This is a genomic window from Myroides odoratus (assembly GCF_001549985.1).
GTDB classification, from domain to species: Bacteria; Bacteroidota; Bacteroidia; order Flavobacteriales; family Flavobacteriaceae; genus Flavobacterium; species Flavobacterium odoratum_A.
The window spans coordinates 71658-88085 of the sequence record NZ_LROZ01000016.1 but is presented as its reverse complement, the minus strand read 5'-3'; the positions used below and the strand labels follow the sequence as shown (position 1 = coordinate 88085).

General features: G+C 35.6%; 14 protein-coding genes. 9 read left to right on the top strand and 5 right to left on the bottom strand.

Going from position 1 to position 16428, the window contains the following annotated elements:
* Positions 1-56: 56 nt before the first annotated feature.
* Positions 57-1253, bottom strand: a complete 1197-nt coding sequence (locus AWV75_RS14600; protein WP_060874578.1) for an IS256 family transposase — start codon at positions 1251-1253, stop codon at positions 57-59.
* Positions 1254-1588: 335 nt separating this feature from the next.
* Between AWV75_RS14600 and AWV75_RS14595 the strand changes: the two genes are divergently transcribed.
* The 7 genes from AWV75_RS14595 to carB all read left to right on the top strand — a co-directional run bounded on the left by AWV75_RS14595 (position 1589) and on the right by carB (position 10470).
* A complete protein-coding gene (locus tag AWV75_RS14595) occupies positions 1589-2830 on the top strand; it encodes an ABC transporter permease (protein WP_060875065.1) in 1242 nt (413 codons plus the stop codon).
* Positions 2831-2892: 62 nt separating this feature from the next.
* Positions 2893-3366, top strand: a complete 474-nt coding sequence (locus tag AWV75_RS14590) for an SgcJ/EcaC family oxidoreductase (protein ID WP_060875064.1) — start codon at positions 2893-2895, stop codon at positions 3364-3366.
* Between the two features lie 94 nt (positions 3367-3460).
* The gene (locus AWV75_RS14585; RefSeq protein WP_060875063.1) at positions 3461-4057 is read left to right on the top strand and encodes a hypothetical protein; all 597 of its coding nucleotides are present in this window, start codon (positions 3461-3463) and stop codon (positions 4055-4057) included.
* A 30-nt stretch (positions 4058-4087) separates the two neighbouring features.
* The gene (locus AWV75_RS14580) at positions 4088-6337 is read left to right on the top strand and encodes an ATP-binding protein (protein WP_060875062.1); all 2250 of its coding nucleotides are present in this window, start codon (positions 4088-4090) and stop codon (positions 6335-6337) included.
* Positions 6338-6340: 3 nt separating this feature from the next.
* Entirely contained in the window at positions 6341-6973 is a 633-nt protein-coding gene (locus AWV75_RS14575) for a response regulator transcription factor (protein ID WP_002990521.1), read from the top strand.
* A 337-nt stretch (positions 6974-7310) separates the two neighbouring features.
* Positions 7311-7472 (top strand): 50S ribosomal protein L34, encoded by a 162-nt coding sequence (rpmH, locus tag AWV75_RS14570; protein ID WP_002990519.1) that lies wholly within the window; start codon positions 7311-7313, stop codon positions 7470-7472.
* A gap of 145 nt (positions 7473-7617) precedes the next feature.
* Positions 7618-10470, top strand: coding sequence for a carbamoyl-phosphate synthase large subunit (gene carB, locus AWV75_RS14565; RefSeq protein ID WP_060875061.1), 2853 nt, complete (start codon positions 7618-7620; stop codon positions 10468-10470).
* A gap of 52 nt (positions 10471-10522) precedes the next feature.
* Here carB and AWV75_RS14560 read toward each other — a convergent pair whose 3' ends face one another.
* Positions 10523-10909 (bottom strand): hypothetical protein, encoded by a 387-nt coding sequence (locus AWV75_RS14560; RefSeq protein ID WP_231738161.1) that lies wholly within the window; start codon positions 10907-10909, stop codon positions 10523-10525.
* 51 nt (positions 10910-10960) lie between these two features.
* Complete coding sequence (locus AWV75_RS14555) at positions 10961-11413, bottom strand: hypothetical protein (protein ID WP_156424207.1); 453 nt, start codon at positions 11411-11413, stop codon at positions 10961-10963.
* A 179-nt stretch (positions 11414-11592) separates the two neighbouring features.
* On the opposite strand from AWV75_RS14555, the gene AWV75_RS14550 reads away from it, so the two are divergent.
* Together AWV75_RS14550 and mgtE are read left to right on the top strand one after the other, a co-directional pair.
* Complete coding sequence (locus AWV75_RS14550; RefSeq protein ID WP_060875058.1) at positions 11593-12906, top strand: DNA recombination protein RmuC; 1314 nt, start codon at positions 11593-11595, stop codon at positions 12904-12906.
* 279 nt (positions 12907-13185) lie between these two features.
* Positions 13186-14499: a magnesium transporter gene (mgtE, locus tag AWV75_RS14545; RefSeq protein WP_060875057.1), complete on the top strand. Its 1314-nt coding sequence runs from the start codon at positions 13186-13188 to the stop codon at positions 14497-14499.
* A 129-nt stretch (positions 14500-14628) separates the two neighbouring features.
* Here the strand turns inward: mgtE and AWV75_RS14540 are convergent, their stop codons facing one another.
* Together AWV75_RS14540 and AWV75_RS14535 are read right to left on the bottom strand one after the other, a co-directional pair.
* Entirely contained in the window at positions 14629-15870 is a 1242-nt protein-coding gene (locus AWV75_RS14540) for an MFS transporter (protein WP_060875056.1), read from the bottom strand.
* 307 nt (positions 15871-16177) lie between these two features.
* Entirely contained in the window at positions 16178-16423 is a 246-nt protein-coding gene (locus tag AWV75_RS14535; RefSeq protein ID WP_002990505.1) for a hypothetical protein, read from the bottom strand.
* Positions 16424-16428 lie beyond the last annotated feature (5 nt).

Here is a 16428-nt window from a genome sequence, read left to right as displayed (position 1 = left end):
GGCACTATCTCTTAAAGTGTGTAAGTTCAAAAATAAAGCTTGGGTTAGGTTTTGAATTAAAGTCTAACCCTTTCTTGATATAGGATTAAGAATTGATCAAGTATAATTCCCCAGCTTTTTACTGGCATTGACCATCTTTTAGTTGCTTCTCTTACAGCCAAATATACGGATTTCATCACAGCTTCGTCTGTAGGAAAGGATAATTTATTCTTGGTATACTTCCTTATTTTACCGTTTAAATTCTCAATTAAATTGGTGGTATAGATGATTTTTCTAATCTCTATAGGGAATTCAAAGAATACTGTAAGATCTTCCCAATTGTTTCTCCAACTTTGTATTGCATAGGAATATTTATGTTCCCATTTAACAGCAAAGTCATTAAAAGCAGCTTGCGCAGCTTGTTTATTTGGAGCATTATAAATATGTTTCATATCAGCAGTAAAAGGTCTTTTATCTTTCCAAACAACGTATTTACAAGCATTTCGTATTTGATGTACAACGCATATCTGCGTTTTAGATTCAGGAAAAACAGTGCGAATAGTATCAGTAAAACCGTTTAAATTGTCAGTTGCTGTAATTAAAATATCCTCAGTTCCACGGGCTTTTATATCCGTTAAAACACCCATCCAAAAGGAAGATGACTCATTTTTACCTAACCACAAACCTAAAACTTCTTTACGCCCATCACGTTTTAATCCTACTGCGATATAAATAGTTTTATTAATCACTTTTGAATCTTCTCGAACTTTAAATACAATTCCATCCATCCAAACAATTAAATAAACTGGTTCTAATGGGCGATTTTGCCAAGCGATAATATCTGCAGTAACAGCATCGGTTATACGAGATATTGTGGATTTAGAGACATCGAAATTATATACTTCTCGTATTTGTTCTTCGATATCAGAAACAGACATCCCTTTGGCGTAAAGGGAAACAATAACGTTTTCCAAGCCCTCCACCATGCTTTTTCGTTTGGGGATAATCATAGGGTTAAAACTAGCATCACGATCCCTAGGAACCTTTATTTCTTCTTCTCCGTAACTCGTTTTTATCTTTTTGGTAGAGTAACCATTACGCGTATTTTCTTCCTTTCGTAAATCATGCTTATCGTAATCTAGATGAGCATCTAACTCGCCTTCTAACATTTTTTCAATTCCTCGCTTTTGTAAGTCTTTTAGGAAGTTTTGAAGTTCATCTCCAGTTTTAAACTGTTTGAAAAACTCATCCGGAAATAGGTCTTTTGTTTCCATAACTATTTAAATATTAAATATATAAAAAAATTCTGCGCGGTTTTAACCCAAGCAGAATTTTATACTTACACAGTTTTTGGTACAGTGTCGCTTTAATCGAAAATTTACTTCTCTCCCTTTTCCACTTTCTCTTCTCCAATTGCTTTGTGAGGTTTGCTCATCGCCTCACCATCTCACCATCTCACCATCTCACCATCTCACCATCTCACCATCTCACCATCTCACCATCTCACCCTCTCACCACCTCACCATCTTCTCTCCCTTTTCCAATTTCCCTTCTCGAAAATTCCTATCTTTACTTGTAACATTTAATTCATTCTAGCTACTTATACCGTATGTGGAAAATAACACTTGAGAATATCAAAATTGCAACGACGAGTATCAAAAGTCAACTCCTCCGCACCTTTATTACGGTGTTTATTATTGCTATTGGTATATGGGCACTTGTTGGTATTCTATCCGTTGTAAGTGCATTAAAAAACACCATTTTAGCTGATTTCTCTTCCATGGGTGCTAATACTTTTACGATTAGCCAATATGATACAGCAGGTAGAATAGCAAAAAACCAATCCAATCAAGTAGAAAATCCACCTATTACCTATGCACAAGCTCTGGATTTCAAGGAACACTACAGTTACCCTTTTGCAGCGGTATCGCTTTCTTTTGATGCAGCTACTAATATTGAAATCAAGAATGATTATGTAAAAACGGATCCAGAAGTTAGCATTGTAGGTTGTGATGAAAATTACCTCTCCAACAGTGGATTATTAATCAACAATGGACGAGGATTGAGCTATACGGATTGCAAAAACAATCACTTTGTTTGTGTGGTGGGATCTGATTTCTCCAAAAACATGTTCAAATCACAATCCCCTATCGATCAAGTAATTTCCATTCGAGGATATAAATTTAAGATTGTTGGAATCCTCAAAGAACAAGGCAGTACCTTTGGTCAAAATGAAGATCAACGCGTGTTTATTCCCATTCAAATTGCTCGTAATATATTCAATACAGCCAATATCAATTACACCATCAAAGTAGGAATTCAACAAGAAGGATTATTAAATCAAGCTATTGATCAAGCTACCCTTGATTTTCGCATCAGTCGAAACTTAGCCGTAGTAAACGATTCTAATTTTGGTATTGAACGCAGTGATGACATGCTTCGATCCTTAGAAAAACAAATTGGCATGTTGAATATTGCTGCTTGGCTTATTGGTATGATCACCATTTTAGGTTCTTCGATTGCACTAATGAATATCATGTTGGTATCAGTAACAGAGCGAACCAAAGAAATTGGTATCCGCAAGTCTTTGGGAGCCAAACGAAAAACCATTGCTCAACAATTCTTTACGGAAACCCTTATCATTGGTCAATTGGGTGGATTACTAGGCACTATATTGGGAATTGGCACAGCATACTTAATGACCTCCATCCTCCATTTTACATTTGCCATTCCGTGGTCCGCCATTTTAGCTGCCTTCATTACCACCTTAGTAGTTGCTGTTATTTCAGGTTTATATCCTGCCATAAAAGCTTCCAAATTAGATCCAGTAGAGGCACTTCGTTACGAGTAAGTTAATTCACGGTATACATTCATGTAATCTGCGTATTTTTACATGACATCAAAAAACTCAACATGAACAGAACTTTACCTGAACATATTGCAGAACAATTTGTTACTGCATGGAATCAATACGATGCGGAACAATTAGCTGCTATTTTTATAGAAGATGCCGATTTTGTCAATGTTACAGGGTTATGGTGGCACAATAAAGAAGCCATCTTTCAGGCACATGACTATGGTTTACGCGTCATTTTCAACCACTCAAAGCTGGAAATAAAACGCATAAAAGTCCGATACTTATCTGATACTATTGCTACCGTACATGTCCGTGTAAGATTAAGCGACCAAACTGCTTTAGCGGAGAGTGAAACCCCTCAAATTCGAAATACACTCTTTTTATTTGTCGTACAAAAAATAGAAGAAACTTGGTTTTGTATTGCTGCCCAAAATGTAGAAGTCCAAAGCGGAAAAGAAACGTTCATCAAAAAAACAGATGGAAGTTTTGAAGCAGTCAATTATGGTCAATTCAAGAAAAAACAAGGTTAATTTCTATTTTTAGAACGCAAACTCATCATTTTTAGGGAGTACAACAAAAGTCCTTATTCGCTACTTTTGTAATCAACTAACAATCTTTCTATCTATGAAGAAACTATTATTAGCCTTAGCCCTAAGCTTAGGCACTTTTACCTTAGCACAAGCACAAGAGGTGACAACAAAAAACATCTTGATTAAACAAGGGAATACTACAATCGTTATTGATCAAAAAACACAAAACATCACCCTAAAACCAGAGCGTTTTAGCCTTGAGTTTTTAAACAAACCATACCAAGACAAAAAGGAGTTATTTTACGCTGCTAAGGCTTTAGTAACCGATAACAGTCAATTTGAGAATACTTTCGAATCCATGTCTTTTGAAGATATTGAATTTTTTAGCCCAGGAACGGGATTTGCCGCTTCTTTCGGCAAAAGTCAAGGTTATCCTATCTTGAGTGAAGAGGGGCATCAATACCTCTATTTTGCTTCAAATAGCGACCATCGAATCAACAAAATTGGACAGCAAAAAGAATGGGATATCTACCAATGGAGCCTTGATGGGGTAAACATTGACGGAAATGAAATTGCATGGAAAAACTACCGTATTGGCGAATTATATCTTTACTTTGTAGTAGATCGTAATTTAAACGATACCATTGACCCAGACGAGCATCATTTAATTCGAATCACATTTAAAAAATAACGGACGCTATGCGTACCTAAATACTTATACATGTCTTATTCTTCTAAATCTGCTTTATTTTTTGTCTCATTCCTTTGGTTTGTACTGCTCTTTTGTACCTCCAACCAGCTGTATGGACAAGAAATATTGACGACGTACAAAGAACAATACGACAAAACAGTACCGGGAAGTCCTGCGCGTTTTGAAGTCGTAGGAAAATACGCCCAAGCGCTTTTTTTTCAAGAACAACAACAAGAGGCCACTCAATTATTAAAAGAGAACATTCTCATCGCCGAAAAACAAGGAGATAAAACCAATGCGGCTTATCTCTATGCTATTTTGGCGATGAATGCTCAACTCAATGATAAAACAACTGAAGCCAGTAGAACGATTAAAAAGGCATTAGACTATGCGCAGCAGATTGACGCAAATGAAATCAAAGCCTATGTCAACTATTGCCAAGGATGGATTTATGTACGCAATAATCAAGAAGCTAAAGCAGTTCAATCCTTATTAACTGCCATTTCATTCTATGAAAAAGCTCCTTCATCGTCTACTAAATTAAGTCGATTATCTGCCGCCTATAAAGAGTTGACAAGCATCTATGCTAGTTGGGATGATTACGAATTACAAGAGAAGTACAGCAAGCTTACATTGGATATTGCTGTTCAACAAAATAATCCTAATGCCCTTTTTGATGCATACATGATGATGGGCTATTTATACGAAAGTGAATTTGCTCAAAACACCAACAATATTTATGCCCGTGATTTAGCTGAAAACTACTACAAAAAGGCCATCAAAACCTATGAAAATAATCGAGAAGTCATTCCTTTTCGTTCAGATTTAGCTTTTGTAGCCAATAATTTAGCAAGTCTTTATTTACGCGCCTTTCCCAAACAATACAACGAACAAGCCACCTATTATGCTAACTTAGCCTTACAACAAGCACAAGAAACCCATCAGATAAACTTTCAAGCGTCATCTTATGGGATTTTAGCTGAAATTGCCTTAAAAGAAAATAAGACCAAAATAGCAACTTCCTATTTGCTTTCTGCTTTATCGGCGATTAATAGTACGCATTTACCAGATAAAAACACCTTACTTTCTATTTATGAGAGTTTAGCTCAACTCAATGAAACAGAAGAAAACTATCTAGGTGCGCTCCACTTTCACAAGCTTTACCTACAAACGTATCAATCCATTTACAACCAGGATAAACTCGAAATTAGTAGACGCCTAGAAGCACAATATGAAAAAGAGCAACAGAAACAACAATTGTTAACCCTGCAATTGGCCTCTGAGAAAAAAGAGCAACAAATTCGCCTGATGAGAACCTTAGGGGTACAACAGCAACAAGAATTGGAAAATTTAAAACTTTCAGAGGAGAATCAACGAAAAAAACTCGAAATTAGTCAGCTGGAAACCGAGACACATGCTCAAGCATTGAGATTGTCCCAATTGGAGAATGATAACAAGTTATTGGATATTCAACACTTCAAGAAAACATTGTCTTATCAAAAAAAGGTCAATTCTTACTTTTTAGCCCTAGCTGTAGTTTTTGCTATCCTCCTTTTTGTCCTCCTTTATGTGTACAAACAGCGTACGAAAAGTATGAATCAACAAAAAGAGCTCTATAATCTAGCTTTAGAAAAAGAAAAACAACACGCCAAAATTGCAACATTAACCGCTTTATTGGATGGACAGGAACAAGAACGCGCCCGTTTAGCTCGAGATTTACACGACGGTTTAGGTGGATTACTTTCTGGAACAAAGATCCAGTTAAGTACCCTTCATCATAAAATCACAGATACCAATAAAATAGAAATGACAAAATCTATTGAACATCTGGACAATGCCGTAGATGAACTAAGACGTGTCGCTCATAATTTGATGCCTGATCTACTCCTCAAGTACGGATTAGAAGAAGCGCTAAAAGAGTATGCCAATCGCATGTCTACCGATCAATTGGATATCCATGTTCAATTCTTAGGATACACGCAAACCTTGGAGCAAGATAAACAATTGTTAGTCTATCGCATTATTCAAGAATTGGTCAACAATGCCTTAAAACATGCAAACCCACAACAAATTATTATTCAACTGGTTGAAAGTGATAACTCCTATATGGTTACCATTGAAGATGATGGATGTGGTTTTGAGCTAACCCAGGCCCAACAAACGCAATCCGCCGGACTACACAACATTCAGTCGAGGGTACAATTCCTCAAAGGAGAATTGCACATTCATTCTGAATTAAACCTTGGAACAAGTATCGATTTTCAATTCCCAAAACAATAACCCATGATAAAAGTAGCGCTGACAGACGACCACCCTTTGCTATTAGAAGGATTAAAAAACATCTTAAACAAGCAAGAAAACATTCAAGTAACTGGTTGTTACCCATCTATAGATACCCTCCAAAAAGGGTTAAAAAAGAATCCCATTCACATTTTATTACTCGATATTAATTTGGAAGATATCAATAGTTTGGATTGGATTAAACCTTTGAAGAAAAAACACCCTGAGATGCAAATCATCATGTTGAGCGTGCACAATGAATATGCTGTAATCAATAGTTCCCTACAAGAAGGAGCTTCGGGCTATATTCAGAAAAATGCTTCGGTCGATGAAATTGTACAGGGCATTTATGCTGTTTACAACCAACAAACCTTTTTGTGTTCTCAAACACAAGTTGTTTTAGAAAAGAAAAACAAAAATGGGTTGAATACCATTCCAAAGCTTACACGACGTGAAAAAGAAGTTTTAGTGGAAGCAGCACAAGGATTGACAACGCAACAGATTGCCGATCGTTTGTTTATCAGTACGCATACCGTAGATAGTCATCGCAAGAACTTGATAGAAAAATTTCAAACGTCCAATCTAAGTTCTGTGATTACCTTAGCTATTGAATATGGCTTGATTAAAAAAGCCTAAACAAGACAAACAACAAGGAAGCTAGATAAGTTGACTCTTTTTTTTAGCAATAAAAAAGATTTTTAATTTTCTTAACAGAAAAAACAGTTTTATGCGCTACAAAACATTGTTTTTTCATCTTAAAAAAAATATTTTCCTTATCTTTGATAAGATAACTTGTTGTTTTATCCTTAGAAATAGTGATTAAATGAGTTCAAATCGCAAGTTTCTAAAAATATTTTACAAAAAGACTTTGTAAGAATCAAATGACTTTATATATTTGCACTCGGTTTTGGCGCAAGTATATCAAAGCTGAATTTTTTGAGAAGTAAAATACTAAGATTTAAAGATAAACGCAATGAGCAAGAGAACGTTTCAACCTTCAAATAGAAAAAGAAGAAACAAACATGGTTTCATGGAAAGAATGTCTACTCCTAACGGTAGAAAAGTATTAGCTGCTAGAAGAGCTAAAGGAAGACATAAATTAACTGTTTCTTGTGAAACAAAACATAAACATTAATGTTTTGATTAAAATATAAATAAAGGTGTTACTCATTTGGTAGTAACGCCTTTTTTTATACTTTGTCGGAAGCATCACAATACAATCACACACACTATACTTACTTTTTTTAAACAAAGTAGTACAAAATAAACAACACAAGAAAATGCCTAAAGACACTTCTATCAAGACCGTTTTAATCATTGGTTCGGGACCAATCATCATCGGACAAGCTTGCGAATTTGATTATTCAGGTTCACAGTCAGCAAGATCATTAAGAGAAGAGGGAATTAAAGTTATCTTAGTTAACTCGAACCCCGCAACAATTATGACCGACCCTTCTATGGCGGATCATATTTATCTAAAGCCATTAACTGCACGTTCAATTATTGAAATTTTAGTTGCTCATCCAGAAATTGATGCTGTATTACCAACTATGGGAGGACAAACAGCTTTAAACTTATGTCTGGAATGTGATGAAAAGGGAATTTGGGCAGACTTTGGTGTTCGTTTAATTGGTGTAGATATTAACGCTATTAATATCACAGAAGACCGCGAACAATTCAAACAATTACTAGAGCGTATTGATGTGCCTGCTGCTCCAGCAAGAACAGCTACTTCTTACCTTCAAGGAAAAGAAATCGCACAAGAATTCGGATTTCCATTAGTTATTCGTCCTTCGTTTACTTTAGGAGGTACTGGTGCTGCTTTTGTACACCACGTAGAAGATTTCGACGATTTATTAACTAGAGGTTTAGAGGCTTCTCCAATCCACGAAGTTTTAATTGACAAAGCTTTATTAGGATGGAAAGAATACGAATTAGAGTTATTACGCGATAAAAATGATAACGTAGTTATCATCTGTACCATCGAAAATATGGATCCAATGGGAATCCATACTGGAGATAGTATCACGGTTGCGCCTGCGATGACTTTATCTGACAGAACCTTCCAAAGAATGCGTGACTTATCAATCAAGATGATGCGCAGTATTGGAAACTTCGCTGGAGGTTGTAACGTACAATTTGCAGTATCACCAGATGAAAAAGAAGATATCGTTGCCATTGAAATCAACCCTCGTGTTTCTCGTTCATCTGCTTTAGCTTCTAAAGCTACTGGATATCCAATTGCCAAAATTGCTACAAAATTAGCACTAGGTTATACTTTAGATGAATTGCAAAACCAAATTACAAAATCTACTTCTGCTTTATTCGAGCCGACCTTAGACTATGTAATTGTAAAAATCCCACGTTGGAACTTTGATAAATTCGAAGGAGCTGATAGAACCCTAGGATTACAAATGAAATCTGTAGGTGAAGTAATGGGAATTGGACGTTCATTCCAAGAAGCACTGCACAAAGCAACACAATCATTAGAGATTAAACGCAATGGTTTAGGTGCAGATGGAAAAGGATATACAAACTACGATCAAATCATTGAAAAACTAACGCATGCTAGTTGGGATCGTGTTTTTGTAATCTATGATGCCATTCAACATGGTATTCCATTGAGCAGAATCCATGAGATTACCAAAATAGATATGTGGTTCTTAAAACAATATGAAGAGCTTTATCTGTTAGAAAAAGAGATTTCAAATTACACCATCGAAACTTTGCCTAAAGATTTGTTGTTAGAAGCGAAACAAAAAGGATTTGCTGACAGACAAATTGCCCATATGTTGAAAACATTGGAAAGTCAAGTTCACGATTTAAGAGATAAAATGGATATTCAACGCGTATTCAAATTAGTGGATACTTGTGCGGCTGAATTCCCAGCAAAAACACCTTACTACTACTCTACTTTTGAAGCTGATATTCAAAAAGCAGATGGAACAAGATACGTTTCAAATGAAAGTGTTGTCACAGAGAAGAAAAAAGTAGTTGTTTTAGGATCAGGACCTAACCGAATTGGTCAAGGAATTGAGTTTGACTATTCTTGTGTACACGGGGTATTAGCTGCTGAAGAAGCAGGATATGAAACAATTATGATTAACTGTAACCCAGAAACTGTTTCTACAGATTTCGATACAGCAAACAAATTGTACTTCGAACCTGTATTCTGGGAGCATATTTACGATATCATCCGCCATGAGAAACCAGAAGGAGTAATCGTTCAGCTTGGAGGTCAAACGGCTTTAAAATTAGCAGAAAAATTACACCGTCACGGAATTAAAATTTTCGGAACTAGCTTTGACGCTTTAGACTTAGCTGAAGATCGCGGACGTTTTTCTACTTTATTAGAAGAGTTAAACATTCCATTCCCTCAATTCGGAGTTGCTAAAACAGCAGACCAAGCGTTGCAGTTAGCAGATAAGTTAGACTTCCCATTATTAGTTCGTCCATCGTATGTATTGGGAGGACAAGGAATGAAAATTGTCATCAACAAAAAAGAATTAGAAGAACACGTTATTGATTTATTAAACCAAATTCCTGGTAACTCGCTTTTACTTGACCACTACTTAGATGGCGCAATCGAAGCAGAAGCTGATGCAATTTGTGATGGTGAAAATGTGTATATTATTGGAATCATGGAGCATATTGAGCCATGTGGAGTTCACTCTGGAGATAGTCATGCCATGTTACCACCATTCAACTTAGGGGAATTTGTATTAAATCAAATCAAAGATCATACAAGAAAGATTGCCGTTGCTTTACAAACCGTAGGTTTAATCAACATACAGTTTGCAATTAAAGACGATATCGTTTACATCATCGAAGCAAATCCAAGAGCTTCAAGAACGGTTCCATTTATTGCAAAAGCTTATGGAGAGCCTTATGTAAACTATGCGACGAAAGTAATGTTAGGTGAAAATAAAGTCACTGACTTTACATTCAATCCTCAGTTGAAAGGATATGCAATCAAAACGCCTGTATTCTCTTTCAATAAGTTTAGAAATGTGAATAAAGCTTTAGGCCCAGAGATGAAATCAACAGGAGAAAGCATCTTATTCATCGATAACTTAAGAGATGATCAGTTCTATGAAATCTATTCTCGTAGAAAAATGTACTTGAGTAAATAAAAATAGAAAAAGCCCTCGTTTATAACGAGGGCTTTTTTTATACTAACCTAGATTATTTTACTTTTTTGTAATAGGTATAACCACCTCCTCTTCGGATGTAAATGTATTTTACACCTCCAGCACAAAGCTCATACGTTCCATATTCTTTGGTATCACGACCACTGATTATAGCAACATCTTTGAGTTGAACATTGTGCTCTTTTGCCGCACGATTACGTATCTCCTCTATTCGACTCGGAGATAAAACAATATAGCCATCCAATACCGCCATGCGTTCGTCATCTTTGGTGAATTTACAATAGTAATACTCCCCCATATCCCAGACTTTACCTTCTAAATTTTGAGATGCAGCTGCTTTAATTACAACTTCATCGATTACCTTACTTATAGTATCCTTGTCTTGTGCAGAAATAGAATAGCTTCCTACTATAAATACCAAAAAAAATAAACTTTTTTTTATCATCCTGTTAAATTTCGTTTTTCTATCTTACTATTCCATCTTCATCCAATCTACTTTTTTATATCGCTCATAGTTATCACCTCGACGTATATAGGTGTATTTTGTACCTGCTACGCAAACCTCATAGGTTCCATATTTTCTTGATTCCTTTGCATTAATAATAGTTACATCTGTCGAATGCACATTATTTCCACCAGATGCTTGCGCCCTAATTTCTTCTACGCGAATAGGATCTACCAAAATCCACCCATCTAAAACTGCTTTTCGCTCATCATCACGAGAAAACTTACAATAATAATAAGCCCCCATATCCCAAACTTTTCCTTCTAAATTTTGTCTAGGTTGTGTTCGTATCACAATTTCTTTAATTTTAGTATCTGGTACGCTCAAAATATAAGGTTCTGTTTGTTCTTGTGCAAAAGCGATTATTCCTCCACCCAAAAAAAACATACAAGAATAAATAAAAAGATATATTTTTTTCATAATAAAACCTATTTAATTAATGACAACTAAAAATACAATTTAAATCTCATTAAAACAACTTTAATAATTAATAAAAAATTAACCAATCAAAATACCTTTTTGCGACAAATAAGAACAACAAAAAAGATAAAGAAGCCTTTTAGATTCCTTATTTTTGACTTTCAATACAAATACAAAAAATGTCACAAGAAATATTCTTAATCCTTAATGGTGTACTGGTTATCCTTATCGCCTTCTTCATTGGAAAAAAATCGAATAGAAAACCGGATGTTTCATCAACTCTAATTCAATTAACAACGGAAAGGGATTTCTTAACTCAACAAAACATTCAATTAAATAACGATAAAACGAAGTTGGAAGAACAAACCGAAATACTTCGTCAGGACAACCAAGAGTTGATTGCGCGCATTTCTATTCGAGAAACAGAACTCGCCAACTTCAAAGAGAAACTCGAGTTGCAACAAAAGCAAACGCTAATCTTACAAGAACAGTTTACCACGCAATTTGAAAACCTAGCCAATAAAATACTCGAAGAGAAAAGCGATAAGTTTACCCAATTAAACAAAACGCAAATGGAGCGTATTTTAACGCCTTTACAGGAAAAAATAGGTTTGTTTGAGCAGAAAGTAGAACAAACCCATAAAGAGAGTATTGATCATCACGCCGCCTTACGTCAACAAATTTTTGGACTTCAACAGGTACACGCGAAGATGAGTGAAGAAACCCTAAACCTAACCAAGGCCCTAAAGGGAGATAATAAAATGCAAGGAAACTGGGGCGAAATGATCTTGGAAAGTGTATTGGAAAAATCGGGCTTAGAAAAAGATCGAGAATATAAAACACAACCAAGCTATACGAGTGATAATGGCAATCGCCTACAACCAGATGTAGTCATCTATTTACCCGATAATCGACATCTAGTGGTAGACTCTAAAGTATCGTTGGTTGCTTATGAACAATACATCAATACAACAGAGAAACAGGAGCAAAATCGCTTTTTGCATGAACATATTCTCTCCATTAAGCGCCATATCGAAAATTTATCAGACAAGAATTACTATGAATTATACAAAGGAACAAGTCCTGATTTTGTCTTGTTATTTGTTCCAATTGAAACTGCTTTTTCTATTGCTGTAAATGCCGATAATACCCTTTATACAAAAGCGTTTGAAAAAAACATTGTGATTGTTACTCCTTCTACGCTACTCGCTACTTTACGCACGGTAGAAACCATTTGGAGACAGCAAAAACAACAGGAAAATGCGTATGAAATTGCTCGTCAAGCGGGATTACTACACGATAAATTTGTGGGATTAATCAATGACTTAACCAAAATAGGTAAAAAACTAGATGAAACTAGAAATGAGTATGACAGTGCCTTTAACAAGTTGAGTCAAGGAAAAGGAAATCTACTGACTTCTGTCCAAAAATTAAAGGATATGGGTGCCAAGGCAAAAAAATCTATTGATTCTCATTTACTCGAAGAAGAGTAAGAGAGAGTGAGGTGGTGAGATGGTGAAATCGAAACGCAGTGAAGATTCATCGAACACCAAAACAAATATAAAACTAGGTGAGATAGATGGTGGGGTGGTGAGGTGGTGAGATAGACGATGAGAGGTAAAATTATAATGTTCTCCTAACTTCAAGTCTACTTAATTTTGCTTAACTTTATTATTAGAATATGATTAGAAATTTTAATTTCCTACATCTAAGCGTTACTTTTGCAAGCGAAATGAAAAAATGATTGTCTAACACTTTATAAAATTCTAACTATGTTTTTTAAAGATATGCACCCAGCCGACATTGCTGAAGCTATTTCAGCAATGAAAAGGAGAGAACGAAATCTTCATTTTCTAAAGCTTTCCTCCGAGCTGAAGGTCGAAGTGTTTTCATTTTTAGATATCCATATTCAGGAAGAAATTGTACACAGTATGACTCGAGAGGATTATGCTGAGGTACTGAACAACCTAGAGCCCGATGATAGAACGGAGCTATTAGAAAACTTCCCGGATGAATTAATTAAATATTCTATCAACCTATTAAACGATACTGAAAAGCAAATTGCACTGAATTTAATAGGGTACAAAGAAGATAGTATTGCGCGTTTAATGACGCCTTTGTATATTCAGACCAAAGCTAATAAAACAGTAAAACAAGTTTTTCAACACATTAAAAAATATGGCAAAAAAGCAGAAACGCTAAACTATATTTATGTGGTGGATGATCACAATGTACTGATTGATGACTTACAAATCGGACAATTGCTGTTAGCAGATGAAGAAACATTGATTGCGGATCTCATTGACTACAACTTTGTTTCCTTAGTCACTACAACACCTATGGAAGATGCCTTTGATGATTTTGAAAAATACGATCGTTCGGCTTTACCCATTATCACAGAAAAAGGAGTACTTGTGGGTATTGTTACTTTTGATGATATCTTAGATAAAATTAAAGAACGCGATACAGAAGATATTCAAAAATTCGGGGGGATGGAAGAGTTAGATTTATCCTATACGCATACACCTCTTTATGAATTAGTAAAAAAACGCGCAGGCTGGTTAATCGTACTCTTTTTAGGGGAAATGTTAACGGCCTCAGCAATGAGCTACTATGACCAAGAAATTGAAAAAGCGGTGGTATTAGCGTTATTTGTTCCCTTAATTATTTCCAGTGGAGGAAACTCAGGTTCTCAAGCAGCCTCTTTAATTATCCGTGCTATGGCTTTAGGAGAGCTAAAATTAGGAGATTGGTGGTACGTGATGCGCAAAGAAATTGCTTCGGGTTTAATGCTGGGAGGAATCTTGGGGATTATCGGTTTCGTTCGCATTTTTATTTGGCAAGAAACGGGAATCTACGACTATGGAGAATTTTGGTTGTACGTAGGCTTGAGTGTTTCCGTCTCCTTATTATTTATTGTGCTTTGGGGAACTTTATCTGGTTCGATTATTCCGTTTGTCTTAAAGAAATTTGGCATGGACCCCGCAACCGCTTCAGCTCCATTTGTTGCCACTTTAGTTGACGTGTCAGGTTTAATCATCTACTTCACCATCGCCGCTATGTTCCTTACGGGAAAACTACTCTAAATCAAATTTATCTTTATAAAAAAATCCGATGCACATCATGCATCGGATTTTTTATTTCAAAGATCTCTTATTCTCATTTATAGCATCGTATACATAAAAACAAGAGTGATTTTTATATTTTCTTGAGATTTATTCTTCTCTGAACTTGACTTTTTTCATGTTAGGTAAAAAACAAGCAATAATACCAATTAAAGGCAAATAAGCACATACCGTGTAAATGTATTCAATTGAGGTATGATCTGCCCACCAACCTAAAAGTGCGGAACCTAATCCGCCCATTCCAAAGGCAAAGCCGTAAAATAACCCAGATACCATTCCTATTTTCTTTGGTAACAACTCTTGTGCATACACCAAAATAGAAGGGAAAGCAGAAGAGATAATAAATCCAATAACGACAATCAAAATACCGGTCCAAGCTAAGTCGACATGAGGCAACAATAACGTAAATGGCGCTGCACCAAGAACAGAAAACCAAATGATGTATTTACGTCCTACTTTATCTCCTAAGAAACCACCAATCAATGTACCTAAAGCGACAGCAATTAAGAAGTAAAACAAATATACCTGTGCTTGAACTTCTGTAATGCCAAACTTATCCATGGTATAAAATTGGAAGTAGCTTGAAATACTAGCTACATAAAAGTACTTCGAAAAAATCAACAGCAATAGAACGACAATCGCACTATTAACTCTAAATGAAGATAATTCTGGAATGAGTATTTTCTTTTTCTGTTTGGTCGATGCATGACGCAAAATTCCTTTGTACCACGTTCCGATAAAATAGTAAACAAATTGAGCAATAATTGCCACTACAACAAACCAAAGCAGGTGTCGTTGTCCTTGAGGCAATACAACCCAAGCCACCAATAAAGGCGCTAATGCTGTTCCTGTATTTCCACCAATTTGAAAGATCGATTGAGCCAAACTTCGCTTTCCACCAGATGCAACATACGAAACACGGGATGACTCCGGATGGAAAATGGAAGATCCAATACCAATACAAGTTACGGCAACCAACACCCAAATATAACTTGGAGCGAAAGCGAGTAAAATCACCCCTAATGTGGTACACAACATTCCGTAAATTTGAGAATATGGTTGAGGTTTTTTATCGGTATAATTTCCTACCAGTGGTTGTAATAAAGAGGAAGACATTTGATAAAAGAACGTAATCAATCCAATCTGCGCAAAGCTCAACTGATAGTTCTCTTTCAAGAGTGGATACGTTGCTGGTACGATGGCTTGTAATAAATCGTTACACAAGTGTCCAAAACTAATCGCTAGCAAAATTGGATAAACTGTCTGCTGCGATAATGTTTGTTTATTAACCTTATCCAACACTTTGTGTTGAATACTTAAAATTTTGTTCATACCCTAAATTTTAAAGTACACAAAGGTAAGGTTTTTTCATCCGTTCACTGACTTTTAGGCTTCCAGAATATCATTACTACCAAAAGCGTTGTCTTTTGTTGGCAATCATTTCAATATCTAAAATAATACATCAAAACACTTCTTTAAATGCATCATTTACACCAAAATACCAAGCCTAAGCAATCCACATTCTTCAACAAATGGACGATATGGATACTTTTTACTGCTAAATTTTTATAAAAAAACAGCTGTAAGGGAGAATCATATACTCCTTTACAGCTGTTTTTATTCAATTTTGAATGAGGAATTAGTCTTCTAATTCTTCACTTTCAACATATCTAGCCATTTCTCTTTCATAGAATTCTCCAGCTTTTACTACTAAAGCTTCCATCTCTTCTTCTACTTCCGATTCTTCTGATTCTTCGATTGTTTCTAAGAACTCAATTTCGTCTGTATTTAAATTAATGATAAAGCGTGGAAACTCTAAATGTATGATAAAGATATCATCTAAATGGTCTGTATTATCAGCTAAAACAAATTTTGGTAATTGCATGATTT

Bases quoted from the DNA above. Each gene is read 5' to 3' on its own strand.
- mgtE (WP_060875057.1), top strand. From the start codon at position 13,186: ATGTTTTTTAAAGATATGCACCCAGCCGACATTGCTGAAGCTATTTCA.
- AWV75_RS14550 (WP_060875058.1), top strand. From the start codon at position 11,593: ATGTCACAAGAAATATTCTTAATCCTTAATGGTGTACTGGTTATCCTT.
- AWV75_RS14595 (WP_060875065.1), top strand. From the start codon at position 1,589: ATGTGGAAAATAACACTTGAGAATATCAAAATTGCAACGACGAGTATC.
- AWV75_RS14555 (WP_156424207.1), bottom strand. From the start codon at position 11,413: ATGAAAAAAATATATCTTTTTATTTATTCTTGTATGTTTTTTTTGGGT.
- rpmH (WP_002990519.1), top strand. From the start codon at position 7,311: ATGAGCAAGAGAACGTTTCAACCTTCAAATAGAAAAAGAAGAAACAAA.
- AWV75_RS14540 (WP_060875056.1), bottom strand. From the start codon at position 15,870: ATGAACAAAATTTTAAGTATTCAACACAAAGTGTTGGATAAGGTTAAT.
- AWV75_RS14580 (WP_060875062.1), top strand. From the start codon at position 4,088: ATGTCTTATTCTTCTAAATCTGCTTTATTTTTTGTCTCATTCCTTTGG.
- AWV75_RS14600 (WP_060874578.1), bottom strand. From the start codon at position 1,253: ATGGAAACAAAAGACCTATTTCCGGATGAGTTTTTCAAACAGTTTAAA.
- AWV75_RS14590 (WP_060875064.1), top strand. From the start codon at position 2,893: ATGAACAGAACTTTACCTGAACATATTGCAGAACAATTTGTTACTGCA.
- AWV75_RS14575 (WP_002990521.1), top strand. From the start codon at position 6,341: ATGATAAAAGTAGCGCTGACAGACGACCACCCTTTGCTATTAGAAGGA.
- AWV75_RS14535 (WP_002990505.1), bottom strand. From the start codon at position 16,423: ATGCAATTACCAAAATTTGTTTTAGCTGATAATACAGACCATTTAGAT.
- carB (WP_060875061.1), top strand. From the start codon at position 7,618: ATGCCTAAAGACACTTCTATCAAGACCGTTTTAATCATTGGTTCGGGA.
- AWV75_RS14585 (WP_060875063.1), top strand. From the start codon at position 3,461: ATGAAGAAACTATTATTAGCCTTAGCCCTAAGCTTAGGCACTTTTACC.